This is a genomic window from Saccharothrix sp. (assembly GCF_031180885.1).
GTDB lineage: Bacteria > Actinomycetota > Actinomycetes > Mycobacteriales > Pseudonocardiaceae > Actinosynnema.
Genome location: NZ_JAPSLK010000001.1, coordinates 761367 through 786568 on the forward strand (window position 1 = coordinate 761367; position 25202 = coordinate 786568).

A 25202-nucleotide genomic window follows, 5' to 3' on the forward strand; every position below is an offset into this window, starting at 1 on the left:
ACTATCGGTTGGCCGAACGCCACCCTTCCGCGCGCAGCCCGTCGCGTTCGCCGTCCACCAGCACCCCGCGGTCGTCGACGATCCGGACGGCGTCGACGTACGCTCCGCGCCCGCCGTAGCCGGCACCGCGCACGAACCGCCACCGGTACAACTTGGCCGGTGTGGTCTCGAGTTCCACGCGCTGCCAGCGGCGCTCGCCGTACCCCGTGAGCGTCTTCAGGTCGCTCCACGTCGTGCCATCGTCACTGGACTCCACGACCACCTTGTCCGTGGGATCCAAGTCGACAAAGGCACTGAACGACACGGTGTGCCGGCCGCCGGATGTTCGGAGGTCCGGTGTGGTCAACGTGCCGCCGGGTGTGGTGGGCGTCCAACTCGTCGGGCCGCGCCGCGGTGGGACGGCCAGCGCCTGGGCGAGGCCGTTGGCGACGACCCGGCGGGCCGGGTTGATCGAGCCCCAGGTCCGGGTGGGGTGGACCCGGTTGGTCAGCAGGATCGCGATCGAGTTCGACAGCGGGTCCAGCACCAGGCTGGTGCCGGTGAACCCGGTGTGGCCGGCGGTCCTCGGCGAGGTCAGCGCACCCATGTACCAGCGCTGGTCCAGCTCGAAGCCCAGGCCGTGCGCGTTGCCGGGGAAGCCCTGGTTGAAGTCGGTGAGCATCAGGCGGACGGTGTCCGGCTGGAGGATGCGCGCGTGGCCGTACCGGCCGCCGTTGAGGATCGCCTGGCCCAGTGTCGCCAGGTCGTGCGCGGTGGAGAACACGCCCGCGTGCCCCGCGACACCGCCGAGCGACCACGCGTTCTCGTCGTGCACGACACCCCGGACCAGCCCGCGCCCGGTCTGGAACTCGGTGGCGGCGATCCGGTCGAGCTTCGCGGCCGGCGGGTTGTAGCCGGTGTCGTCGAGGTCGAGCGGACCGGAGATGCCCTCCGCGACCAGGACGTCGAGCTTCTTGCCGCTCAGCCGTTCGCTGAGCACGCCCAGCGTGATCAGATTCAGGTCGGAGTACGTGTAGACGGTGCCGGGTTTGTTCTTCGGCGCCACGTCCATCACGGCTTTGATGCGCGACGGGATGTCCGGGTACCGCGACCACAGCGGCAGCCACGGCTCCAGACCCGAGGTGTGGGTGAGGAGTTGGCGGACCGTGATGACGTCCTTGCCGTTGACCCCGAACTCGGGCAGGTAGCGGGCGACCGGGGCGTCCAGCTCGAACGCGCCCCGCTCGTGGAGCTGCATGACCACGATCGAGGTGAACAGCTTCGAGATCGAGGCGAGGTCGAAGATCGTGTTCCGCGCCATCGGCACCCGTTGCGCCTCGGGCAGCTCCTTGCCCGCCGCGTCGGCGTACCGGACCGCCCACCCGGCGGTCTCGTGCGTGGCCACCACCCCGTCGTGCACCAGCAGGGTCACCGCGCCGGAGAACAGCGGGTGCCCGCTCGCGTCCGGCTCGGTGTACCGCCGCACCTGGTCCAGCGCGGTGCCGATGGCCGCCGGGTCGAGTCCCACGACCTCCGGTGTACCCGATCGGAGCACGTCGTGCGCCCACCCGTGGCGAGGCAGGTCGAACCGGCCGGGCAGTCCTTGCGCCTCGACCGTGCCGTCGCCCGGCGCGGCGGTGTCGTCGTACGGCGCGGCGTGGGCGGTCGCCACGGACGCGACGGCGAGGGTCGTCGCGAGCAGTGCGGTCAGCAGGGTGCGCATCGCAGGTCCCCTCACCGGTAGTGGAGGTACTGACGGCGGAGGCGGATGAAGGCGGCCAGCTCGTCGGACCACGCGCCGATCACCTCGTCGGTGCCGGCGCCCGCGTCGACCATGCGGCGCAGGCGGTCCGAGCCGGTGAGCTTGTCGATCCAGAAGTCCGGCCGCCACGCGAACACCTGCGGGTAGCGGGCCCGCGCGGTCACGATCATGGCCACCGCCGCCCGGATCGCGTCGAACTCCCGCGGCGATGTCACGTGCAGCGCCACCCCGCCGCACGCCTTCCCGACGAACTTGTTGAACGTGGGCGTGAAGTGCGCCTCCCGGAACCGCACCCCCGGCATGCCGAGCGCGTTGAGGTCCTCCGCCCACCGCCAGTCGATGCCGGGTGCGCCCACCGTCTCGAACGGGCGAGTGGTGCCGCGCCCTTCGGACAGCACCGTCCCCTCGAACAGGCAAGTGCCGGGGTAGACCAGCGCGGTGTCGCGCGTCGGCATGTTCGGGCTCGGCGGCACCCACGGCAGCCCGGTGTCCAGCAAGTCCCGCCGCCACCCCTTCGCCCACACCGTCCGCAGCGAGACCGATCCGCCCTCGGCCGGCAGGAACTCCCCGTTGAACAGCGCGGCCAGCTCACCGACCGTCATCCCGTGCTGCTGCACGATCGGCTTCCTGCCCACCCCCGTCGCGTACGCCGGGTCGAGCTGCGGCCCGCGCGCCCACCCGCCGACCGGGTTCGGCCGGTCCAGCACCAGGAATTCCGCGCCGGTCGCCTTGGCGGCCTGCATCGCCGTGTACATGGTCCAGATGTAGGTGTAGAAGCGCGCGCCCACGTCGGCGATGTCGAACACCACCGTGTCGACACCGGCCTTGGCGAACATCCCGGCCAACTTGGTGGCGTTCGCCCCGTAGGCGTCGTACACCGGCACGTTCGTGCGCGGGTCCAGGAAGTCGCCCTCCGACCCGCCGGCCTGCGCGGTGCCGCGGAACCCGTGCTCCGGGCCGAACGCCGCGGCCGGTGTGTGCCCGGCGGCGACCATCGAGTCCACGATGTGCGTCTGGTCCCGGAGGACGCCGGTCGGGTTGGTGACCACGCCGACCTTCCGGCCCGCGAGGACCCGCCACCCGTCCTCCGCCGCCAGTTCGGCGCCGGTGGTGAGCTTCCGGTCGGCCTGCGCCGGCGCGGAGGTGGTGGCCAGCACCGGGACCGCCAGCGCGCCCCCGATCAGGAGTTGTCTGCGTCGCATCGCCCTCACCAGCTCAATCCGTGGCCGAACGGGTACGGGGTCGGGCCCGGCACGGCCACCGGAAGGGTTCCCGCCGGCCGCACCTCACCCGTGATCACGCGGGCCAGCGCGGCCATCGACACCGCGCTGTAGGAGTATGTGGCCAGCCAGTTCGGCGCGGCGGTGTGGGCCACGTCGTACGGGTTCTGCACGGCCACCGCCACCACGGTCTTGCCGGTGGCCAGCAACCTGGTCAGCAACGCCTGCTGCGCGGGCTGCCGGGACAGGGCGTTCGTCAGCACCACCACGAGGTCGGCGCTGCCCGCGGCCTGTACGGCGGCGGCGATCTGGGCCTCGGTGGGCGCGCTGCCGGTGGGCAGGGCGGTACCGCCGAGCAGGCCCGCGAGTGTGCGCGTGGTGGTCTCGCCCCAGCCCGTGACCAGCGCGTACGTCGGCTTGGCGGCCAGCGGCAGGTCGCGGTTGCGCACCGCGGTGACGGTGCGGTCGGTGATCGCCTGCGCGGTGGCCAGGTGCTCCGGTGTGCCGATCGCCGAGTCGACCTTGTCCTCGTCGACGAGCGGGCCGGTCAGCATGCCGCGCAGGAACTTCATCCGCAGGATCCGCAGCACGCTCTGGTCGATGCGCTCCTCGGTCAGCTCACCGCTGCGCACGGCGGCGAGGACGCTCTCCACGGCGACGCCCAGGTTCATCGGCATGAGCAGCTGGTCGACGCCCGCCTTCAGCGCCAGCACCGGGATCTCCGCGTCGGAGTGCAGCTGCCGCACGCCCGCCATCTGGAGCGAGTCGGTGATGATCACGCCGTCGTAGCCCAGCTCGTGGCGCAGCAGGTCCAGCGCGGGCTTGGACAGCGTGGCCGGCTCGCCGGACGGGTCGATCTTGGGCACCTTGATGTGCGCGGTCATGATCGAGTCGATGCCCGCCGCCACCGCGGCCTTGAACGGTGGCGCGTCCAACTGCCGCCACTGCTCGACGGTGCGGTCGACCTTGGGCAGCGTGGTGTGGCTGTCCTCGTCGGTGTCGCCGTGGCCGGGGAAGTGCTTGGCGGTGGCCGCCACGCCGTGCTTGGACAGGAAGCGCTGCTGGTAGCCGCGGACCTGGGCGGCGGTCAGCTCGGCGGCCAGCGCCGGGTCGCCGGAGTAGGAGCGGACGCCGATCACCGGGTTGGCCGGGTTGGAGTTGACGTCCGCGTCGGGCGCGAAGTTCTGGTTGACGCCCATCGCGCGCAGCTCGCGCGCGGTGATGGCGGCGGCACGTTCTGCGTCCGCGGCGCTGCGGCCGGCGCCGAGGGCCATGTTGCCGGGGAACTGGGTGGCCGGCGCGCCGATGCGGGTGACGATGCCCATCTCCTGGTCGGTGGCGATGGCCAGCGGGATGCGGCTGGCGCGCTGGAGGCCGTTGGAGAGGCGGGCGATCTGGCGCGGTGTGTCGATGTTGTCCCGGCTGGAGTTGTTGAAGTAGATGACGCCGCCGGGCTGGTACTTCGCGACCACCTCGGCCGGGGTGTCGACGCCGAAGTCCTTCTTGTTGTTGGGGTGCGCCTCGTCCGGCGCCTGGCCGTTGAGGTGGGTGACGAACAGCTGCCCCACCTTCTGCTCCAGGGTCATTCCGCGCAGGAGCGCGCCGACGGACTGCGCCTGGACCGGGTCGGCGGTCGCGGGCGGCACGACGAGGGACGCCGCCGCCACAGCTGCGGCGGCGAGCGCGAGCGGTCGGAGCACGGTGGCCTCCCCACTTGGCAATCTTTCCACCAACAGGTGGACGCATGCGGAAAGTTACTCACGTCACAGGGGCGGGTCAACGGGTTGCGCTGCGTGGCCATCATGCGGAGGGGCACCGACAAAAACCGGCGTCCGGCGACTCACTCCTTCGGGTGTTCCTGGCGCAGAAACAGGCCGTGGCCCCTCCCGGAGGAGAGGCCACGGCCGGCGGCGCGGGCTTTCGAGTTACCAAGCGTGCAACTCGTGTCGTACAACCCTGGCCTCGGCGTCCGGCGTCCCGGTACGCAGGCCCTAGACGACAAGCCTCCCGCGGCGTGCTGCGCGTGGGTGCTCGAAGTCCGCGCACGGAGCCCTGTCGGGGTGAACGGTGCTTCTCTTCCGCTCCGTCCCTGGCCGACCCGGGGTCCGCACCTCCTTTGTAATCCGGTTGCGCCGCCACATCAAGGGCTCGATGGGGTGCACCGGTCAAGCCACCGAAAGTAGCGGATCTTCTTGTCTGACACCGTTTTCGAAGCGGACACCATGGTCGGTACCGCTGTCCGGGGCACCCGGGGGTGAATCAGCTCCGGCGGCGCCGGCGCAGCCCGTACCAGGCCACGCCCGCGGCCGTCGCCGCGCCCAACCCGATCGCGGTCACCGCGACCGCCGTGCCCGAGGGCCGCGGGATGCGGGCGCGCAGCGACACCGGGTCGGAGAAGGTCAGGACCGGCCAGCCGCGCTGGGCGGCGACCTTGCGCAGCGCGCGGTCCGGGTTGACCACCGTGGGGTGCCCGACGGCCTCCAGCAGCGGCAGGTCGGTGATCGAGTCCGAGTACGCGTAGCAGCGGGTCAGGTCGTAGTCGTGCTCCTCGGCGAGCTGCTTGGCGGCGACCGCCTTGTTCTCGCCCGCGCAGTAGAAGTCGACGTCGCCGGAATAGCGACCGTCCGTCACGACCATCCGCGTGCCCACGCTGTGCGTCGCGCCGACCATCGTGGAGATGGGCGCCACCAGTTCCTCACCGGACGCGGACACGACGACCACGTCGTGACCCTCGGTCTTGTGGTCGCTGATGAGCTGCGTGGCTTCCTTGTAGACCAGCGGGTCGACGATGTCGTGCAGCGTCTCGTCCACGATCGAGCGAACCTGCTCGACGTCCCAGCCCGCGCACAGCGCGGTGATGTGCGAGCGCATCCGGTCCATCTGGTCGGCGTCGGCGCCGGCCAGCATGAACACGAACTGCGCGTAGGCGCTCTTCAGCACCGCACGCCGGTTGATGAGGCCCTCTTGGAAGAAGGGCCGGCTGAACGCCAGCGTGCTCGACTTGGCGATGACCGTCTTGTCCAGGTCGAAGAACGCGGCGACTCTGCTGCCTTCGGTGGCGTGCTCGGTCACGGCACCAGCTTAAGGGCGGGTTCGACGGGTCGGTCGGCAGGCGTCATTCGCAGTTGTACGAACTTGGCGTGGTGCGGTCTACCGAATTTCTCGTGTCCCTCTAACGGAAGACACGCATGACCCTGTCCCGTGGGGATACAGTAGACGGGTCCGGCGCGACCGGACGGGTTCAGTCCGACCCCCCGGGACTGAACCATCGACGACCCCCGTCCCTCCCCCCTGGCGGGGGTCGTCCCATGTCCGGGGCCGGTTTCAAGATCGTTCCAGGTGTACCTCCGCCCACTTCCGGGCGTCCTCCCCAGCTTCTCCCGGGCCGTCGTGCGCCCGCTGCCGAACCCGCAATCGTGCGGCTCCGAGTTGTCCACAGGCCCCGAGTTGTCCACAGATTGAACAACCGGCGTTGTGGCCTTGCTCACCGGTCGGGAGCGTGGGTCTCGCACGGACCCGCGTGCCTGACCGAGGAGGAGCTGTGAGCCGAGTGGTGGCCCTGGTGGCCGGGACCGACCTGCTGGACGAGGTGCTGCAAGCCGCCGCCGTGGCGGGGTGCGAGGTGGAGCGGGTGGTCGACGTGTCCGCGCTGCGCGGGCACTGGCACGCCGCGCCCGCCGTCGTCGTGGACGCGGAGGGCGCGAGAGCGTGCGTGTCCGCGGCGTTGCCCCGGCGACCAGGGGTTTTGCTGGTGTCGACCGGGCCTCCCGACCCCGCTGCCTGGCCGTGCGCGGTGGAGTTGGGCGTGGAGCGGGTGATCGACGTGTCCGCCGCGCCGGACGGGTTGCGGACCGCGCTGGCCGACCGGCTGGAGTCGCCGCACGAGGGCGGCCGGGTGCTGGCGGTGCTCGGCGGTTGTGGTGGGGCGGGCGCATCGGTGCTGGCCACAGCCGTGGGGCAGGCGGTGCTGCTGCGTGGTGGTCGCGCGCTGTTGGTGGACTGCGACCCGTTGGGCGGTGGGCTCGACCTGGCGCTGGGCGCCGAGTCGGCATCGGGCGTGCGCTGGCCGGATGTCGAGCTGAGCGGTGGCCGGGTGCCCGCGTCCGCGCTGCGCACAGCCCTGCCCGGGCTCAACCGGGCCGGCGGCGCGTTGTCCTTCCTGTCGTGCTCCCGCGGCGGCCCCGATCCGGCGCCGCAGGCCGTGGCCGCCGTGGTCGAGGCGGGGCGGCGGGCGGGGGAGACCGTGGTGTGCGACGTGCCGCGGCAACTCCCACCGGCGGCGTGCGCCGCGCTCGACCGCGCCGACCTGGCGGTTCTGGTCGTGCCGGCGGAGGTGCGGGCGTGCGCGGCGGCCAGACGCGTGGCCGATCGGGTGGCCGAACGCGGGGTGCGCCTCCACTCCGTGGTGCGCACACCCGCGCCGGGCGGGATCCGACCGGCGGAGGTGGCGGAGGCGGTGGGCATCCCGCTGCTCACGACCATGCGCCCCGAGCCGCGCCTGCCCACAGCCCTGGACCACGGGCGTTTCCCGCTGCGGACACGCGGGCCGCTGGCGAAGGCGGCGCGCGCGGTCCTCGCGGCGCTCGAGGCGACTTCGTTGCCGGACAAGCACATCCGGGAGCCACACCATGTCTGATCACTGCCGTCCACCGGTCGGAGGTGGGTGATGAGCGACCTCGTGGAGCGCGTCCGGCAGCGGTTGGCCGACGGGCGGGCCGAGTTGTCGTCGGCGTCCGTGGCCGCCGCCGTGCGCGGTGAGGCCGGGGGCGTCGTCAGCGACGAGGACGTCCAGCGGGCGTTGACGGTGTTGCGGCGCGAGTTCGTCGGGGCCGGGGTGCTGGAGCCGTTGCTGCGGGACCCCGGGACCACCGACGTGCTGGTCACCGGGCCGGACCAGGTGTGGGTCGACGGGGACGGCGGGCTGCGGCGCACGGACGTGGTGTTCCCCGACGAGACCGCGGTGCGGCGGCTGGCGCAGCGGTTGGCCGTGGCGGCCGGGCGGCGGTTGGACGATGCCGTGCCGTACGTCGACGGCTGGCTGCCGGGTGCGGTGCGGTTGCACGCGGTACTGCCGCCGATCGCGCCGTCGACGTGCCTGTCGTTGCGGGTGCTGCGGCCGGCGAGCCACGACCTGGCGGCGTTGTGCGGACGCGGGACGTTCGACGCGGCCACGGCCGAGGTGCTGCGGGCGGTGGTGCGGGCGCGGCTGGCGTTCCTGGTGGTCGGCGGGACCGGGTCGGGCAAGACGACCCTGCTCGCGGCGCTGCTCGGGTGCGTGCCGCACGACCAGCGGATCGTCTGCGTGGAGGACGCCGGCGAACTCGAGCCGGACCACCCGCAGTTCGTGCGGCTGCTGGCGCGCGGCGCGAACGTCGAGGGTGCGGGGCGGGTCACCGTGCGCGACCTGGTCCGGCAGGCGCTGCGGATGCGGCCGGACCGGATCGTCGTGGGCGAGGTCCGGGGCTCCGAGGTGGTGGACCTGCTCACCGCCTTCAACACCGGCCACGACGGCGGTGCGGGGACCCTGCACGCGAACTCGCCCGCCGAGGTGCCCGCGCGGCTGGAGGCGTTGGCGGCGTTGGGCGGGCTCGACCGGCGGGCCGCGCACAGCCAGGTGGCGGCGGCGGTGAAGGTCGTCCTGCACATGCGGCGGGACGCCGACGGCGCGCGGCGGTTGGCCGAGATCGGGGTGTTCGAGCGCAGGCACGACGTGCTGGAGGTGCGGCCCGCCTGGCGGTTGGGCGAGGGCTGGCAGCCGGCGGGTGTCGGGCTGAGGGGATTGGTGGCCCGGCGATGACCTTCTTCTTGATAGCTCTGGCACTCCTGGCGGCACCACCGACCACAGCGCGACGCCGGCTCGCGGCTCTGCGTGCGAACGGCCGTTCTCCGGTGCGGGGAGAGGTTCGGCGGTGGCTGTCGAGGGGGCCGGTGGTCGTGGCGGTGGGGGCGCTGGTCGGGTTGCTGCTCGGCATCGGTGGTGTCGTCGCCGGGGCGTTGTTGGCGTTGACGTTGTGGCGCTTGCACATCGATAGGCGGAAGGAGCGTGCGGAACGGGAGTCCAAGCAGGCGATCGCCGAGGGGCTGGCGGCGTTCGTGGCCGAGCTGCGGTCGGGGACCGACCCGGCGCGGGCGGCGTTGGGTGCGGCCGAGGACGCCGATCCACCTGCGGCGGAGGTGTTCGCGACCGTCGCGGCCACCGCTGAACGCGGGGGTGACGTCGAGAAAGCCTTGGCGCACACCGAAGGGCGGCAGCCCGCGCGGGCGTGGCGGTTGTCCGGCGACCACGGGGTGCCGTTGGCCGACGTCCTGGAGGCGGTGCGCGACGACCTCCGGCGGCGGGCCGGGTTCGTGCGGCACGTGCACGCCCGGATGGCCGGTCCTCGCGCGAGCGCGGCGGTGTTGGCGGGGTTGCCGGTGCTCGGGGTCCTGCTGGGCGAACTGACCGGTTCGCACCCGCTGGGTGTGCTGGCCGGGACCGGCGTCGGGCAGGTGCTGCTGGTGGTCGGTGTGGCACTGGTCTGCGCCGGGTTGTGCTGGAGCAGCCACCTCACCAGGCAGGTGACGGCATGACGTTCCTGCTGCTGGCCGTGGCCCTGTTGCTGCACCCCGGGCGGCCGAGCCCGATCGTTCGGCTGAGACCTGCGACCAGGAAGGCTCGGGCACCGACGCGCCCGCCGCCCGACCCGTTCGCCCTGCCGACCGCCTGGGACCTCTTGGCGGCGGCCCTGCGGTCGGGGCTTCCGGTGGCGACGGCCGTCGAGGCGGTGCTGCCCGGTGTGCCGCCCGAACCCGCCGGACACCTGCGCAGGGTCGGCGACCTGCTGCGTCTTGGCGCCGACCCGGTGACGGCGTGGGCACCGGCACTGGCGCACCCCGACACCGCGCCCCTGGCCCGGGCTGCTCGGCGCAGTGCCAGGTCGGGTGCGGCGTTGGCCGGTGCCGTGGCCGACCTGGCGGCGGACCTCCGGGCCCGTGCCGCCGACCGTGCGGAGGCCCGGGCGCAGCGGGCGGCGGTGCTGGTGGCCGGGCCGTTGGCGCTGTGCTTCCTGCCCGCGTTCCTGTGCCTGGGTGTCGTGCCCGTGGTCATCGGGTTGGCGGGACAGGTGACTTCGAGTTGGTGAGTGTCCACAGTGGACGAAGGGGTGAAGGTGTTGAACGACAAGGGGATGACCACCGCGGAGTACGCGATCGGCACGCTTGCCGCTGCCGGGCTGGCGACGGTGCTGCTGGTGCTGCTCAAAGGCGACTGGGTGATGGCGCTGTTGCAGGGATTGCTGCAAAAGGCCTTCACGGCGGGAACGTGACGTCCGGCGAGCGGCGCGGGGAGGTCACGCGGGATCTGCCGGGCGGCGGTGTGACGCGAGTGGCGCCGCCGGGCGGCGGTGTGACGCGAGTGGCGCCGCCGGGCGGCGGTGTGACGCGAGTGGCGCCGCCGGGCGGCGGTGTGACGCGAGTGGCGCCGCCGGGCGGCGGTGTGACGCGAGTGGCGCCGCCGGGCGGCGGTGTGACGCGGGATGTGCCGAGCGGTGATGTGACGCGCGATGTGCGGCGCGGGGAGGCGACGTCCGGTGAGCGGGGCGGCGTGACGCGCAATGTGCGCGGCGCTGTGACGCGGGATGGGCGCGGCGGCGTGAGGTCTCGTGGGCGGCGTGCGGGTGTGGCGTCCGGGGATCGGGGTGCGGCGACCGTTGAGGCCGCGTTGGCGGTGTGCGGGCTGGTGGCCGTGTTGGTGCTGGGGATCGAGGCGGTCGTGACAGTTGTCGCGCAGATCCGGTGCACCGATGCGGCGCGCGAGGCCGCTCGGCTGGTCGCGCGGGGTGAGGACGGGCGGGCTGGGGCGGTGGTGAGTGCCATCGCGCCGGCTGGGGCCGTGCTCGTGGTGCGGAAGGAGGGGGACACCGCGTCGGTCGAGGTGTCGGCGGAGAGGCGGTTGTTGGACGTGCGGGCCAGTGCGTTCGCCGTGGTCGAGCCGGGGGTCGGGGGAGCCCAAGCGGCCGGTGGCGGACGGCGGGACGGATGAGTGGAAGGGGAGCTTGGAGAGGAGTGACAAGGGGTGAGGGGGGATCGGGGGAGTGCGTCGGTGGTGGCGGTCGCGGTGATTGCCGTTGTGTTTTCGGCGGTGTTGATCGGGATTGAGGTGGGGAGGGTTGTTGTCGTTCGGCATCGGGTGGCGGCTGCGGCTGACCTCGCCGCGGTCGGGGCGGCTGGGTATGCGCTCGACGGGGAGGTTGTGGCGTGCGGCAAGGCGGCGCTCGTTGTCGAGCGGATGGATGCCCACCTGGTCGAGTGCGAGGTGGTCGGGGTTGAGGTGCGGGTTGTGGTGCGTGGTCCGGCTTTGGCCTTCGGTGCGCCCAGCGCGCGGGCTCGGGCTGGTCCGGGTGAACCCGCACTGCCGTCCGCCGCGACGAACGGTCGTCTCCCGGCGGTGAGCGGACTCACACACCGCGCCATTGCGGATTCGGCGCCGGCCATCGGGAACGCCGGTGTTCTGTCGGCCGGTGGGTCGTGCGGCGTTCGCCGTTCCGTACCTACCAGTTGTCGACCGGGGGTTACCAGAAGTGCCTGCCATGACGTTAGTTCAAGTGGCGGCACCGACGCGGTGTCGAAAAACACCCGACACGGTGTCGTGGTCCAAGGAGGCGAACGGAAGATGGAGTGGTCGGATAGCTGGCGCGGGGCCTTCCGCATCGAGCTGCGCGCGGAGGCGGTCAACCTCGCGTGGCACGGGTGGCCTGTGCTGCCGGGCACCTATCCGGCGGGTGCGCAGTGGGCCGGTCGCGAGGGCGTCGAGCAGGACGGCCCCGTCCCGGTGCACCGCGACTGGCAGGAGCGCATCGGCACCAAGGCCGAGCAGGTCGCCACCTGGTGGGCCGGTCGCTCCTACAGCATCCTGCTGGCCACCGGGCACGGCGTGGACGCCATCGAGGTCGGAGCGGACCTCGGCCGGCGGGCCGCCGTGGCGCTGAGGGCCACCGGAATCCCGGTGCCCATCGTCGCCACGCCCTCGGGCCGCTGGATGTTCCTGGTCACCACCGGCCAGGCGCTGCGCGCCGACTGGGTCGCCGAGCACGACGTCCACCACTACGGCAGGGGCGAGTACGTGCCGCTGCCGCCGACCCCCTTCCAGCACGGCGTCGTGCACTGGCGGGTCAAGCCGCAGATCTGCGCCTGGCAGCTCCCGCAGCCGGGTGTCGTGCAGGACGCGCTGACCGAGGCGGTCCACGCACCCGCGGACTACGGCCTGCTCGCCACCGACCGGGCCTGAAGCCAGGCCTGAAACCTGGCCTGACGCTGGGCCTGAAACAGGCCTGAAAACGGGCCTGAAATGGGAAAGGCGCGGGAATCCCGAACCCGCGCCTGGATCCCAAGGTGGGTCGGCGTCGAACCCCGATCCCGAGGTGGGGCGGCGTCGCACCTGGATCCGGAGATGGGTTGGCCTCGGACCTCGATCCCGAAGTGGGGCGGCGTCACCCATGTCCAGCGGGACTGGTCAACCCCGGCCGGTCCTCAGCCCTTCGACCCGGCCGTGTCGGGCGTCGTGGGACTTTGCCCCGACGACCCCGAGCACGACGTCCAGCACGGCCAACCCGCCCGCCTTGTCCAGCGGATCGTTGCCGTTCCCGCACTTCGGCGACTGCACGCAGGACGGGCATCCGGCCGGGCACGTGCAAGCAGCGATGGCCTCCCTCGTAGCGGCCAACCACGGGACCACCGCGGCGAAACCGCGGTCGGCGAATCCGGCCCCGCCCGGATGACCGTCGTGCACGAACACCGTCGCCTCCCCGGTGTCCTGGTGCAGCGCGGTCGACACCCCGCCGATGTCCCACCGGTCGCACGTAGCGAACAGGGGTAGCAGGCCGATCGCCGCGTGCTCGGCGGCGTGTAGTGCGCCGGGGACGCGCGCCGGATCCAGACCGGCGCCCCCCGGCGCACTACCCAACAACCCCTCGTCGACCGTGTACCAGACCGCACGGGTCAGCAGGGTTTGCGTGGGCATGTCCAGCGGCACCGCGTCGATCACCTGGCCCGACGGCAGTTTCCGCAGGTAACCCACCACCTGCGAAGTCACCTCGACCTCGCCCAGGCACACCGTCACGCCCTCGAAGATTCGGGACTCCAGCGTCCGCACGACGGTGATGTCCTTGGTGTCCCGCGCGGTGGTCGACCACTCCGGCTTCTCCGCGTGCACCAGCGCGATCCCGCTCTCCAGGTCCAGCCGGTCCACCACGTACGACTCGCCCTGGTGCAGGTACACCGCCCCGTCGTGCACGGTCCAGCACGCCGCGCCCGGGTCGACGGTGCCGAGCATCCGCCCCGTCTCACCCTCGACCACCACGACCTGCTCGCCGCCCGACCCCCGGATGTCGACGTCGGCGTGCGGCCGGTCGTGGGACGTCCAGTACCACCCGTTCGGCCGACGTCGCAGCACCTTTCGGGCGACCATGTCGTCCAACGCCGCGACCGCCGCCTCCCCGCCGAACGGCTCCAGCGAATCCGAAGTCAACGGCAGCTCCGCCGCCGCGCACGCCAGGTGCGGCTCCAGCACGTACGGGTTGGTCGGGTCCAGCACGGTCGCCTCGACCGGCCTCTCCAACACGGCCGCCGGGTTGTGCACGAGGTAGGTGTCCAACGGGTCGTCGCGCGCCACGAACACCACCAACGCATCCGTGTCACCGGTCCGCCCGGCCCGCCCCGCCTGCTGCCAGAACGACGCCAGCGTCCCCGGGAAGCCGGCCACCACCACGGCGTCCAAGCCGACGATGTCAACCCCCAGCTCCAACGCGTTGGTGGACGCGACCCCCAACAACTCACCGGACGACAGGGCACGTTCCAACGCCCGGCGCTCCTCGGGCAGGTAGCCGCCGCGGTAAGCCGCCACCCGCGAGGACAGCTCCGGGTCGATCTCCGCCAACTGCCGCCGCGCCCCGATCGCGGTCAACTCCGCCCCGATCCGGGACCGCACGAACGCCAGCGACCGCGCCCCCTCGACCACCAGGTCCGCCAGGATCCGCGCCGTCTCCGCCCCCGCCGACCGCCGCACCGGAGCGCCGTTCTCCCCCTCCAACTCGTCCAGCAGCGGCGGCTCCCACAGCGCCACCGTCCGCGCGGCACGCGGCGACCCGTCCTCCGTCACCGCCGCGCACGGCACCCCCGCCAAGCGGGATGCCGAAGCCGCCGGGTCCGCCACCGTCGCCGACGCCAGCACGAACACCGGGTCCGCCCCGTACCGCTGCGCCACCCGCCGCAGCCGGCGCAGCAGCAGCGCCACGTGCGAGCCGAAAACTCCCCGGTACGAGTGACATTCGTCCACCACGACGAAGGAAAGCTTCCGGAAGAACCGCATCCACCGGGAGTGGTTCGGCAACACCCCCCGGTGCAGCATGTCGGGGTTGGTGAAGACCCAATTGGCGTGCGCCCGAACCCAGTCGCGTTCCGCCATCGGCGTGTCCCCGTCGAACGACGCCGCCCGCACCCCGGGAACTCCCAGGGCCTCCACCGACCGCAGTTGGTCCGCGCCCAAAGCCTTCGTGGGGGACAGGTACAGAGCTGTTGCCTTCGGATCACTGTGAACGGCCGACAGCACCGGCAATTGGTACGCCAGCGACTTCCCGGAAGCGGTGCCCGTCGCCAGCACGACGTGCTTGCCCTCCCACGCCAACGACGCCGCTTCGGCCTGGTGCCGCCAGGGTTCCGCGACCCCGCGATCGACCAGTGCCTTTACCACATCCGCGGCGGCCCAAGAGGGCCACGGAACGGTGTCGGCGGGCCTTCGGGGCAGGTCGGCGGTGTGCGTGAGGGGCGATTCCCCGACCGGAACCCCGGCGAGAACGCGGTCGAGCAGTCGACGTGCCTGGTTCGCCACAAGGCGCAGCTTCGCACACCCCACCGACATCACGGTTGCTTCCTGCGTGGATAACGGTGTGTGCACGGATCGGGACGCGGTGTCAGAAGCTTGCGCGCTATGAATAGACTCCGCCGCTATCGCATCCAATGAGGGATGCGTCACGTTGTGACGGTGCCGACACCTCGCGGTGGCGCCGGTGCCGGCGCAACGCGGTGCTTCCCGCCGTTGGGCTTGGAACACTCACCAGGAGGACGGATGTCCCGGCAATTCCTCGCGGAGGGCCTCGAGCTCTCCGGAGGTGACCAGGGCCTAGTCGCCGTGGTCGCCGTGGTCGCCCTGGCTGCCCTAGCCATTGGTTACCTGCTTCTTCGGGAGGTGCTGGCCGCCGGCCAGGGCACCGCGAAGATGCAGGACATCGCCAAGGCGGTTCAAGAGGGCGCAGCGGCTTACCTCAACCGGCAGTTCCGCACGCTCGGCATCTTCGTCGTGATCGTGTTCGCGCTGCTGTTCCTGCTCCCCGCTGAGGACACCGGGGAACGCATCGGCAGGTCGCTGTTCTTCATCGTGGGCGCGGCGTTCTCCGCCGTGATCGGCTACCTCGGCATGTGGCTGTCCACCCGCGCGAACGTGCGCGTCGCGGCGGCGGCGAAGGAGACGGGTGGCCGCGAGAAGGCCATGCGCATCGCCTTCCGCACCGGTGGCGTGGTCGGCATGTTCACCGTCGGCCTCGGCCTGTTCGGCGCGGCGCTGGTGGTGCTCGTCTACACCGGTCAGGCCCCGAAGGTGTTGGAGGGCTTCGGGTTCGGAGCGGCGCTGCTCGCGATGTTCATGCGCGTCGGCGGCGGCATCTTCACCAAGGCCGCGGACGTCGGCGCGGACCTCGTCGGCAAGGTGGAGCAGAACATCCCCGAGGACGACCCGCGCAACGCGGCGACCATCGCGGACAACGTCGGCGACAACGTGGGCGACTGCGCCGGCATGGCGGCCGACCTGTTCGAGTCCTACGCGGTCACCCTGGTCGCGTCGCTGATCCTGGGCACCGCCGCGTTCGGCGCGCAGGGCCTGCTGTTCCCGCTGATCGTCCCGGCGATCGGTGTGCTCACGGCGGTCATCGGCGTCTACATCACCAGCGCCCGCGCCGGTGAGAACGGCCTGACCGCGATCAACCGCTCGTTCTACATCTCGGCGGTCATCTCGGCCGTCCTGTGCACGATCGCGGCGTTCGTCTACCTGCCCAGCTCGTTCGGCGAGCTGGACGGCGTGTCCGACGCGATCAAGTCCACCTCGGGCAACCCGGCGCTGATCGCGGCCGTCGCGGTGATCATCGGCATCGTGCTGGCGGGCGTCATCCTGTGGCTGACCGGCTACTTCACCGGCACCGAGCACAAGCCGGTCAAGGACGTCGGCAAGACCTCGCTGACCGGCGCGGCGACCGTCATCCTGTCCGGCATCTCGGTCGGCTTCGAGTCGGCGGTCTACACGGCGCTGGTCATCGGCGGCGCGGTGTACGGCGCGTTCCTGCTGTCCGGTTCGGTGGTCGTGGCGCTGTTCGCGGTGGCCCTGGCCGGCTGCGGCCTGCTGACCACGGTCGGCGTCATCGTCGCCATGGACACCTTCGGCCCGGTCTCGGACAACGCGCAGGGCATCGCCGAGATGTCCGGCGACGTGGACGGCGAGGGCGCGCAGATCCTCACCGAGCTGGACGCGGTGGGCAACACCACCAAGGCCATCACCAAGGGCATCGCGATCGCCACCGCCGTGCTGGCGGCGACCGCGCTGTTCGGCTCCTACCGGGACGCCATCGAGCAGGCCCTGGCGGACGTGAAGGTCGGCCTGGAGGGCCTGCCGGTGTCGTTCTCCAACCTGGTGTTCTCGCCGAACGTGCTGGTCGGCGTCGGTATCGGCGCGGCTGTGGTGTTCATGTTCTCCGGTCTCGCGGTCAACGCGGTGACCCGGGCGGCGGGCGCGATCGTGTTCGAGGTGCGCCGCCAGTTCCGCGACAACCCGGGGATCATGGACGGCTCGGTCAAGCCGGAGTACGGCAAGGTCGTCGACATCTGCACCAAGGACTCGCTGCGCGAGCTGGCCACGCCGGGCCTGCTGGCGGTCATGGCCCCGATCGCGGTCGGCTTCGGCCTCGGCGTCGGCCCGCTGGCCGGCTACCTGGCGGGCGCCATCGCGACCGGCACCCTGATGGCGATCTTCCTGGCCAACTCCGGTGGCGCCTGGGACAACGCGAAGAAACTGGTCGAGGACGGCAACCACGGCGGCAAGGGCTCCGACGCCCACGCGGCCACCGTCATCGGCGACACCGTCGGCGACCCGTTCAAGGACACCGCCGGTCCGGCCATCAACCCGCTGATCAAGGTGATGAACCTGGTGTCGGTGCTGATCGCGCCGGCCATCGTCACCTTCTCGGTGGGCGAGACCGCGTCGGCGGGCGTCCGGTACTCCATCGCCGTCGTGGCCGCGGTGATCATCGTGGCGGCGGTCGTGGTGTCGAAGCGGCGCGGCACGGCCATCGCCGAGTCGCCCGCGGAGGCCGCCGTGTCCAACGGCGCGGCCTGACGATCGGCTGAAGAAGCGGGCGTCCTCCACTCGGGGGCGCCCGCTTCGGCGTGTGGAGGTGTGGTTGCTTGGGCACACTGGACCTGCCGGTGTTCGAGAGGAAGTGGACGTGATGAGGTTCCGCCTGGTCGTGGTGACCGCTGCCGCGCTGGTAGCGGCCGGGTGCTCGTCGAACGGCGACGGGGCGCCCGGGCCCACGGGGACGTCGTCGCCCTCCGCGGACGCCGTCGCCTGGATGGACAAGGTGTGCTCGGCCTCCACGGCGTTCGTCACGGTGGAGAAGACGCCGCCCAAGCTCGACGCCAACGACCCCGCCAAGCTGAAGGCCGACATGAGCGCCTACATGGCGCAGCTCGCGGACGCGTTCAACAAGACCGCGACCCAGTTGAAGGAGGTCGGGCCGTCGCCGGTCGCGGGCGGTGACGAGCAGGTGACCAAGATGGCGGAGACGTTCGCCGGCATCGGCAAGTCGTTCACCGACGCCAAGGCGGCCGTGGACGCGGCGGACGCCAACGACCCCATGGGCGGGCTCCAGGCGGCCGGTGACGCCATCGCGCGGCTGGAGCAGTTCGTGGAGCCCCTGAAGGCGCTGGAGGCCACGCCCGAGCTGCGTGAGGCCGCGGAGCAGGCCACGTCCTGCCAGAGCCTGCGCACGCTGAAGCCGTCGGTGGGCGCCACCCCGACGTCGTGAGGCGGTAGGTTGCGGCCCGTCACATAGCCGACTTGGGGGGAACCCTCGTGAAGAAGACCATCGCCGCGGCCGGTGTGCTGGCGGCGGCCCTCGTGACCGGCGCGTGCTCCGGTTCCGGGTCCGGCGGCACCTCCGCGGCGCCGACGACCACGACCACGACCGCCGCGGCCGCGGACCCGGTGAAGTGGACGGGCACGTTCTGCAAGGGCATCTCGCCCACCGCCGAGGCCATCGTCGAGCTGCTGAAGACCGTGCTCAGCGGCCAGTCCGACCCGGCCGCGCAGAAGGCCGCGCTGCTGGCGTACGCCGAGAAGGGCGGCTCGGCGCTGACCGACGCGGCCAAGGAGCTGGAGGGCCTCGGCGCACCGTCGGAGAAGGCGAAGGCCCTGCACGACGAGGTCGTGAAGTTCTTCACCGACTCGGGCGCGCAGCTGGAGAAGGCGGCGAAGGAGCTGGAGAAGCTCGACCCGAACGACCCGGACTTCGCGACCAAGCTGGAGCAGATCGGCGGCGAGGACGCGGACCCGAGCAAGCTCCAGGCCCAGGTCGACAAGCTGAAGAACGACCCGGAGCTGAGCCAGGCGTTCCAGAAGGCCCCGGAGTGCGTCGAAATGGGAGAAAAGCTCAAGAGCCTCGGCGGCTGAGTTGGAGCGCGCCTTTTATTCCAGCTGAAGATCGCCCGGTCGGGGCTAGTGTGTCCTCGAACGTGTGTTCTACGCTGCGGGGCCGTGGGGCAACTGTCCTTCTTCTCGGCCGAGGCGCGGCAGCCCTGTGTCGCGGACCTGGCCGGCCTGCTCTGCGGGCCCGGCCGGGCCGTGGGGTTCGCGCGGGGCCGGGCCGCCCGGATCGCCGTGCCGCTGGACGAGCGGTGGCGCGGGTCCGCGCTGGTGGCTGCCCTGGGCGAGCGGAACGTGCAGGCCAGGGTGGCCCTCGTGCCGCCGCCCGCGGTCGAGGAGGAGCCCCGGGACCCCGAAGCCGTCGACGTGACGGAAGAGTCTGAACCGGTCGAGGTGGAGCCGCCGCCGGACGTGTGGGAGGTCGCCACGCCGTTCCGCACGGACCTCGCCGGACTGGCCGCGCAGTGGGGTGAGGGCGGCGCCAAACTCGTGCCGCCGGATTTCACCCTGCACGGTGGGGTACTCCGCATGTGGGCGCTCGCGTCCGGCCGTTGGGCCGAGTCCGGGTACGTGCTCGGGCTGGACCCGTGCGCCCCCGACACGCACGAACCGCTGCAAAAGGCGTTGGCGTCCTCGGGGCTGCCGGCCACACTGCTCAAGTCCGGCGGTCCGGCGCTCCGGGTCGTGGGCAGGCGGCGGTTGGAGCGCCTCGCGGAGCTGGTCGGCCGCGCCCCGCGCGGGGTCGGCGAACGGACGTGGCCCGCCGCGTAGCGGTCCTCCTGCCGAGCGATCGGGCACAGTTGTGTCACCCTGTCCCGACCGGGGCTGCCCCGGCGGCGACACGGGACAGTGCACACTGGCGGGTCGGGACACAGTGTTCGGAGAGAGCGGGACGGCGTGGCTGGATCGACACGGGCGAGGAAGACCAACGGGGACTCGGCAGGCGGCAATCGGCGGTTGGTGATCGTCGAGTCGCCCGCCAAGGCGCGCAAGATCGCGTCGTACCTCGGCAACGGCTTCGTCGTGGAGTCATCCAAGGGGCACATCCGCGACCTGCCCCGCGGCGCCGCCGACGTGCCCGCGAAGTACAAGGGCCAGCCGTGGGCGCGGCTCGGGGTGGACGTCGACCACGACTTCGAGCCCCTCTACGTCGTCACGCCGGACAAGAAGTCGACCGTCGCGGAGCTGAAAGAGCTGCTCAAGGACGTCGATGAGCTGTACCTCGCGACAGACGGCGACCGCGAGGGCGAAGCCATCGCGTGGCACCTGCTGGACACCCTGAAGCCGAAGGTCCCGGTCCGGCGGATGGTGTTCCACGAGATCACCGAGCCCGCGATCCGCGCCGCCGCCGCGAACCCCCGCGACCTCGACCAGGACCTGGTCGACGCCCAGGAGACCCGCCGCATCCTGGACCGCCTCTACGGCTACGAGGTCAGCCCCGTGCTGTGGAAGAAGGTCATGCCGAAGCTGTCGGCGGGCCGGGTGCAGTCCGTGGCGACCCGGATCGTGGTCGAGCGCGAGCGCGAGCGGATGAAGTTCGTCACGGCCTCGTACTGGGACGTGTCCGCGGTCATGGACGCCGGCGAGGACGCCACGCCCCGCACGTTCGGCGCGCGCATGGTCGCCGTGGACGGGGTCCGCCTCGCCGCCGGCCGCGACTTCGGCCCCGACGGGCGGCTGAAGGAGGGCACCGAGGTCCGCGTGCTGGACGAGGCGCAGGCCCGCGCGATCGCGGACGGCCTGGTCAACGCCCGGATGACGGTCGCCTCGGTCGAGGAGAAGCCGTACACGCGCAAGCCGTACGCGCCGTTCATGACCTCGACGCTCCAGCAGGAAGCGGGCCGCAAGCTGCGGTTCTCCGCCGACCGCACCATGCGCACCGCGCAGAAGCTGTACGAGAACGGCTACATCACCTACATGCGCACCGACAGCACCACGCTGTCGGAGACGGCCATCGCCGCCGCCCGCGCCCAGGCCACGGAGCTGTACGGCAGCCAGTACGTGTCCAAGGAGCCCCGCCAGTACAACCGGAAGGTCAAGAACGCCCAGGAGGCGCACGAGGCCATCCGACCGGCCGGTGAGGTGTTCCGCACGCCCGGCCAGGTGGCCCGCGAGCTGGACTCCGACGAGTTCAAGCTCTACGAGCTGATCTGGCAGCGCACGATCGCCTCCCAGATGGCCGACGCGCGCGGCAACACGACCAGCGTCCGGATCACCGGTCGCACCGCGGGCGGCGAGGAGGTCACCTTCGCCGCGTCCGGCCGCACCATCACCTTCGCCGGCTTCCTGAAGGCCTACGTCGAGACGGTGGACGCCGAGGCCGGCGGCGAGTCCGACGACGCCGAGTCGCGGCTGCCGCAACTGGTCAAGGACCAGGCGCTGACCGCCGCCGAGCTGTCCGCGGACGGGCACTCCACGTCGCCGCCGCCGCGGTTCACCGAAGCCAGCCTGATCAAGACGATGGAGGAGCTGGGGATCGGGCGGCCGTCCACGTACGCCTCGATCATCAGCACCATCCAGGACCGCGGCTACGTGTGGAAGAAGGGCTCCGCCCTGGTGCCGTCCTGGGTGGCGTTCGCCGTGGTCGGGCTGCTGGAGCGGCACTTCGGCCGGCTGGTGGACTACGACTTCACCGCCGCGCTGGAGGACGAGCTGGACGGCATCGCCGCCGGCCGCCAGGAGCGCACGACGTGGCTGTCCGGGTTCTACTTCGGCGGCAACGTCGGCCCCGAGTCGTCGGTGGGCCGGTCCGGCGGGTTGAAGAAGCTGGTCGGGTCGAGCGTCGAGGAGATCGACGCGCGCGAGGTGAACTCGATCCCGCTGTTCGTGGACGCCGACGGCAACACCGTCGTGGTCCGCGTCGGCCGGTACGGGCCGTACCTGGAGCGCGAGGTCGAGGGCGTGTCGCAGCGGGCGAACCTGCCCGACGACCTGCCGCCGGACGAGCTGGACCGGGAGATCGCGGAGAAGCTGTTCGCGACCCCGCAGGAGGGGCGTTCGCTCGGGGTCGACCCGGTCAGCGGGCACGAGATCGTGGCCAAGGAGGGCCGCTTCGGGCCGTACGTGACCGAGGTCCTGCCGGAGGCGCCGGACGGCAAGAAGGCGCCGAAGCCGCGCACCGGGTCGCTGTTCAAGTCCATGTCGCTGGAGACGGTGACGTTGGACGAGGCCCTCAAGCTGCTGTCGCTGCCGCGCGTGGTGGGCAAGGACCCGGAGACGGGTGCCGAGATCACCGCGCAGAACGGCCGGTACGGGCCGTACCTGAAGAAGGGCACCGACTCGCGGTCGTTGACCAGCGAGGACCAGCTGTTCACGGTCACCCTCGACGAGGCGCTGAAGATCTACGCGGAGCCGAAGAAGCGGGGTCGGGCCGCCGCCGCGCCGCCGTTGAAGGAGCTGGGCGCGGACCCGGTGTCCGGCAAGCCGATGGTGGTCAAGGAGGGCCGGTTCGGGCCTTACGTGACCGACGGTGAGACGAACGCGTCGCTGCGCAAGTCCGACAGCGTCGAGGGGCTGACCGACGAGCGGGCGGCCGAGCTGCTGGCGGAGAAGCGGGCCAAGGGGCCGGTGACGAAGAAGAAGACGGCGGCCAAGTCGACGGCGAAGACGACGGCGAAGTCGACGACCAAGTCGACGACCCGGAAGAAGACGCCGGCCAAGTCGAAGAGCTAGCGGGATGATGCGGCGGTGGACGACTTCGGCCCGGACGGCACGCAGCCCCCACCGCCGCCCCACTTCTTCCCGGACCCGCTCGCGGGCCTGGTGACCGGGGCCGACCGGGTGTTCCCGGACGCTTTGAGCGGGTCGGCCGGCTTGGAGTCCGGCGCCGGCCCGGGCACCCCTCCAGCGGAACCCGCGGCGGGCGGTTCGGCGCTCGGTGGTTCGGTATCGGGTGGTTCGGCGCTGGGTGATTCGGCGCTGGGTGATTCGGCGCTGGGCGCGGCCTCCGGCCCCCGTCTCCATGATCCCACGGGGGACCGACAATTCGGGGCTTCGGGCGGCGGAGCAGCACGACGCTCGACCGCGCGCCGCACGCCCAGGCGGTCCGCGCAAGCCGCCCGGTCCACTTGGTCCGCCCACTCCGCGCAGGCCGCCCGTCCGGCTGCGTCTGCCAGACCGGCGCAGTCGGGCCGTTCGGTGCAGGCGGCCCAGCCCGTGCAGCCGGTGCCGCAGGGGTGGAGCGTGCCGCAGGCGCCGCCGCCCTCGCCATACGCGTACCCGATGGCCCAGCAGCCGGTCCAGAACGCGCCCGCCCCGTACGTCCCGCCCCACGCGGCGCTGCCGCAGCGAGGTCCGCAGCCTGCTCAAACGCCGCAGAAGACCGGTGCCGGCTGGGTCGGATGCCTCATCGTGCTCGCGGTGCTCGGAGGGCTGCTGTTCCCGGTCGCGCGTGCGATCATCCAGGAGTTGGCCAAACTGTTCTCGTGACCGATCAACCACCCGAATGGTGGATGTGGTCATGTGATCGAACGGCCCCGGCTACCCTGATTGCCTGCACGAACGGCGGGGGTGAGCGTCATCCAGGACGGCGGCGGCACAGCGGCGTCAACCAGCCACCGGATTCGCAGTGTGTTGGCGATCCGGCCGTTCCGCAGGCTTTGGGGTGTCACCTATCTGTGCAGTGTCGGTGACTGGCTGTCACTGCTCGCGTTGACCGGTCTGGTCTCCCGGCTCACCCAGAGCTACCAGTGGGAGAGCTTCGCGCTCAGCCTCGTGGTCCTCACCCAGCTCCTCCCCGGCATCCTGTTCGCCCCGCTCGGCGGCGTCCTGGCGGACCGGTTCGACCGGCGCAAGATCATGGTCGTCTGCGACCTGCTGCGCGGCGGCCTGTTCATCTCCATCGCGCTCGTCGGCACCGCCTGGTGGCTGTTCATCGCGAACTTCCTGGTCGGCTGCTGCGCGATGCTGTGGATCCCGGCCAAGGACTCGGCCGTGCCGAACCTGCTGCGCCGCCCCGACCAGGTGGAGACCGCGAACCAGCTCGGCCTGGTCATGACCTACGGCATCTCGGTCATCAGCGGCGCTGGCCTGTACTCGCTGATCTCCGGCATCCCCGGCTACCTGCACCTGCAGAACACCGACATCGAGTTCCGCATCGCGACCATCGCCGTCATGGTCAACGGCGCGCTCTACGTGACCTCGGCGATCCTGGTCGCGGTGCGCATCCCGGAGCTGTCCGGCCGGATCGCCCGGGTCAAGCCGGTCAAGGGCGAGCGCGAGGGCTTCTTCGCGATGCTGCGCGACGGGCTCCACTTCGCCGGCCGCACCCCGCTGGTCCGCGGCCTGGTCATCGGCATGATCGGCGCGTTCGCGGCGGCCGGCGCGGTGATCGGCACGGCCAAGCTCTACGCCAACTCGCTGCTCGGCGGCGACTCGACGTTCGGCCTGCTGTTCGTGGCGGTGTTCGCCGGTCTCGCGGTCGGCATGGCGGTCGCGCCCCGCGCCGCCCGCAGGCTCACCTACGACCGGCTGTTCGGCGTCACCATCGTGCTGGCCGGCGCGAGCCTGCTCATCGTCGCCATCGCGCCGCACCTGTGGGTCGCGCTGATCGCGGTAGCCCTGGTCGGCGGCTGCGCCGGCATGGCGTTCCTGACCGGTCTGACGATCGTCGGCTCGAAGGTCGAGGACGCCATGCGCGGCCGGACCGTCGCGCTGATCCAGTCCCTGCTCAAGGTCGTGCTGTTCGTGGCCTCCGGCGCCGCGCCGCTCGTGGTCAGCCTGATCCAGCGGCGCACGGTGACCGTGTTCGGGCACCCCATGCAGGTCGACGCCACCCGCCCGGTGCTGTTCGGCGCGGCGCTCATCGCGATCCTGCTCGGGCTCATCGCCTACCGGCAGATGGACGACCGGCGCGCCGAGCCGATCCTGTCCGACCTGATCGCGGCGTTGCGTGGCCGGCGCCGGCGGACCGGTGGGCTGCTCATCGCGGTCGAGGGCGAGCGCCGGGCCGACACCGCCACCCAGGCCAGGCTGCTCGCGGACGCGCTGCGCGCCGAGGGCCGGGAGGTGCTGCTCGCCTCCGACCCGGACCTGGACGAGCAGCGGCTGCGCAACCTGCTGTCCACCGCCGACCTCGCCGGGGTCCGGGCACACGCCCTGGTCGCCGCGGCCGTGCGCGCCGACGTCGTGGAACGCGAGGTGCGGCCCGCGCTCGACGAGGGCGCGGTGGTGGTGATGGAGCGGTACGTGGACAGCCCGCTCGCGCACTTCAGCGCGGTCGGCAGCGTCGAGCCCAGCGAACTGGAGGGCCTGGTCGACTGGGCCACCGGGCGGCTGCGGCCGGACGTGACCGTGCTGCTGGACCGGACCCCGACCGCGCCGCCGGAGAAGGGCCTGGTGGAGGACCACTGGCGGGTGCAGCGGCTGCTGACCGAGATGGCGTCGGCCGACCCCGAGCGGTACGTGGTGGTGGACGCCGACGGTTCCGCGGAGGAGGTGGCCGCCCGCGTGCGCGCCGTCGTGGTGCCGCTGGTGACCCGGTCGTCCGCGCGGCCGGTGGTCGAGTCGTCGTGACGGCTGG

19 protein-coding genes and 1 pseudogene are annotated in these 25202 nt (G+C 71.9%); 15 read left to right on the forward strand and 5 right to left on the reverse strand.

The features are described from left to right. Position 1: 1 nt before the first annotated feature. The 4 genes from RIN75_RS03865 to RIN75_RS03880 all read right to left on the reverse strand — a co-directional run bounded on the left by RIN75_RS03865 (position 2) and on the right by RIN75_RS03880 (position 6033). On the reverse strand, positions 2 to 1702 hold the full coding sequence (locus RIN75_RS03865) for a serine hydrolase domain-containing protein (protein WP_309110324.1): 1701 nt from the start codon (positions 1700 to 1702) through the stop codon (positions 2 to 4). An 11-nt stretch (positions 1703 to 1713) separates the two neighbouring features. Further along, positions 1714 to 2943 (reverse strand): DUF1343 domain-containing protein, encoded by a 1230-nt coding sequence (locus RIN75_RS03870; protein WP_309110325.1) that lies wholly within the window; start codon positions 2941 to 2943, stop codon positions 1714 to 1716. 5 nt (positions 2944 to 2948) lie between these two features. Further along, entirely contained in the window at positions 2949 to 4661 is a 1713-nt protein-coding gene (locus RIN75_RS03875; protein ID WP_375295900.1) for a glycoside hydrolase family 3 protein, read from the reverse strand. Between the two features lie 559 nt (positions 4662 to 5220). Then, positions 5221 to 6033: an HAD-IB family hydrolase gene (locus tag RIN75_RS03880; RefSeq protein ID WP_309110326.1), complete on the reverse strand. Its 813-nt coding sequence runs from the start codon at positions 6031 to 6033 to the stop codon at positions 5221 to 5223. 469 nt (positions 6034 to 6502) lie between these two features. Between RIN75_RS03880 and ssd the strand changes: the two genes are divergently transcribed. From ssd to RIN75_RS03915, 8 genes and pseudogenes are all read left to right on the forward strand, one after another. Next, on the forward strand, positions 6503 to 7597 hold the full coding sequence (gene ssd / locus RIN75_RS03885; protein ID WP_309110327.1) for a septum site-determining protein Ssd: 1095 nt from the start codon (positions 6503 to 6505) through the stop codon (positions 7595 to 7597). A gap of 27 nt (positions 7598 to 7624) precedes the next feature. Beyond that, positions 7625 to 8758 carry a TadA family conjugal transfer-associated ATPase gene (locus RIN75_RS03890; protein WP_309110328.1) on the forward strand — a complete coding sequence of 378 codons (1134 nt, stop codon included), beginning with the start codon at positions 7625 to 7627 and terminating at the stop codon, positions 8756 to 8758. A gap of 92 nt (positions 8759 to 8850) precedes the next feature. Continuing rightward, the gene (locus RIN75_RS03895) at positions 8851 to 9531 is read left to right on the forward strand and encodes a type II secretion system F family protein (protein ID WP_309110329.1); all 681 of its coding nucleotides are present in this window, start codon (positions 8851 to 8853) and stop codon (positions 9529 to 9531) included. Further along, positions 9528 to 10082 carry a type II secretion system F family protein gene (locus tag RIN75_RS03900; RefSeq protein WP_309110330.1) on the forward strand — a complete coding sequence of 185 codons (555 nt, stop codon included), beginning with the start codon at positions 9528 to 9530 and terminating at the stop codon, positions 10080 to 10082. The genes RIN75_RS03895 and RIN75_RS03900 overlap by 4 nt, the downstream gene beginning before the upstream one ends. After that, complete coding sequence (locus tag RIN75_RS03905) at positions 10083 to 10265, forward strand: DUF4244 domain-containing protein (RefSeq protein ID WP_309110331.1); 183 nt, start codon at positions 10083 to 10085, stop codon at positions 10263 to 10265. It begins immediately after the preceding gene. Between the two features lie 353 nt (positions 10266 to 10618). Further along, positions 10619 to 10981, forward strand: a complete 363-nt coding sequence (locus RIN75_RS03910; RefSeq protein ID WP_309110332.1) for a TadE family type IV pilus minor pilin — start codon at positions 10619 to 10621, stop codon at positions 10979 to 10981. Positions 10982 to 11014: 33 nt separating this feature from the next. Continuing rightward, a pseudogene (locus RIN75_RS43980) lies at positions 11015 to 11326 on the forward strand (Rv3654c family TadE-like protein); the annotation flags it as partial. Positions 11327 to 11611: 285 nt separating this feature from the next. Continuing rightward, a complete protein-coding gene (locus RIN75_RS03915) occupies positions 11612 to 12226 on the forward strand; it encodes a bifunctional DNA primase/polymerase (protein WP_309110333.1) in 615 nt (204 codons plus the stop codon). Positions 12227 to 12451: 225 nt separating this feature from the next. On the opposite strand, the gene RIN75_RS03920 is transcribed toward RIN75_RS03915, so the two are convergent. Beyond that, positions 12452 to 14854, reverse strand: coding sequence for a DEAD/DEAH box helicase (locus tag RIN75_RS03920; protein ID WP_309110438.1), 2403 nt, complete (start codon positions 14852 to 14854; stop codon positions 12452 to 12454). 207 nt (positions 14855 to 15061) lie between these two features. Between RIN75_RS03920 and RIN75_RS03925 the strand changes: the two genes are divergently transcribed. The 7 genes from RIN75_RS03925 to RIN75_RS03955 all read left to right on the forward strand — a co-directional run bounded on the left by RIN75_RS03925 (position 15062) and on the right by RIN75_RS03955 (position 25195). After that, positions 15062 to 17374, forward strand: coding sequence for a sodium-translocating pyrophosphatase (locus RIN75_RS03925; protein WP_309110334.1), 2313 nt, complete (start codon positions 15062 to 15064; stop codon positions 17372 to 17374). A gap of 112 nt (positions 17375 to 17486) precedes the next feature. After that, positions 17487 to 18065: a hypothetical protein gene (locus RIN75_RS03930; RefSeq protein WP_309110439.1), complete on the forward strand. Its 579-nt coding sequence runs from the start codon at positions 17487 to 17489 to the stop codon at positions 18063 to 18065. A gap of 47 nt (positions 18066 to 18112) precedes the next feature. Then, positions 18113 to 18709 carry a hypothetical protein gene (locus RIN75_RS03935; protein ID WP_309110335.1) on the forward strand — a complete coding sequence of 199 codons (597 nt, stop codon included), beginning with the start codon at positions 18113 to 18115 and terminating at the stop codon, positions 18707 to 18709. Between the two features lie 84 nt (positions 18710 to 18793). Further along, positions 18794 to 19453 (forward strand): hypothetical protein, encoded by a 660-nt coding sequence (locus RIN75_RS03940; protein ID WP_309110336.1) that lies wholly within the window; start codon positions 18794 to 18796, stop codon positions 19451 to 19453. A 126-nt stretch (positions 19454 to 19579) separates the two neighbouring features. After that, a complete protein-coding gene (topA, locus tag RIN75_RS03945) occupies positions 19580 to 22354 on the forward strand; it encodes a type I DNA topoisomerase (RefSeq protein WP_309110337.1) in 2775 nt (924 codons plus the stop codon). Positions 22355 to 22369: 15 nt separating this feature from the next. Beyond that, positions 22370 to 23110 (forward strand): hypothetical protein, encoded by a 741-nt coding sequence (locus RIN75_RS03950; protein ID WP_309110338.1) that lies wholly within the window; start codon positions 22370 to 22372, stop codon positions 23108 to 23110. Between the two features lie 81 nt (positions 23111 to 23191). Then, a complete protein-coding gene (locus RIN75_RS03955) occupies positions 23192 to 25195 on the forward strand; it encodes a dTMP kinase (protein WP_309110339.1) in 2004 nt (667 codons plus the stop codon). Positions 25196 to 25202 lie beyond the last annotated feature (7 nt).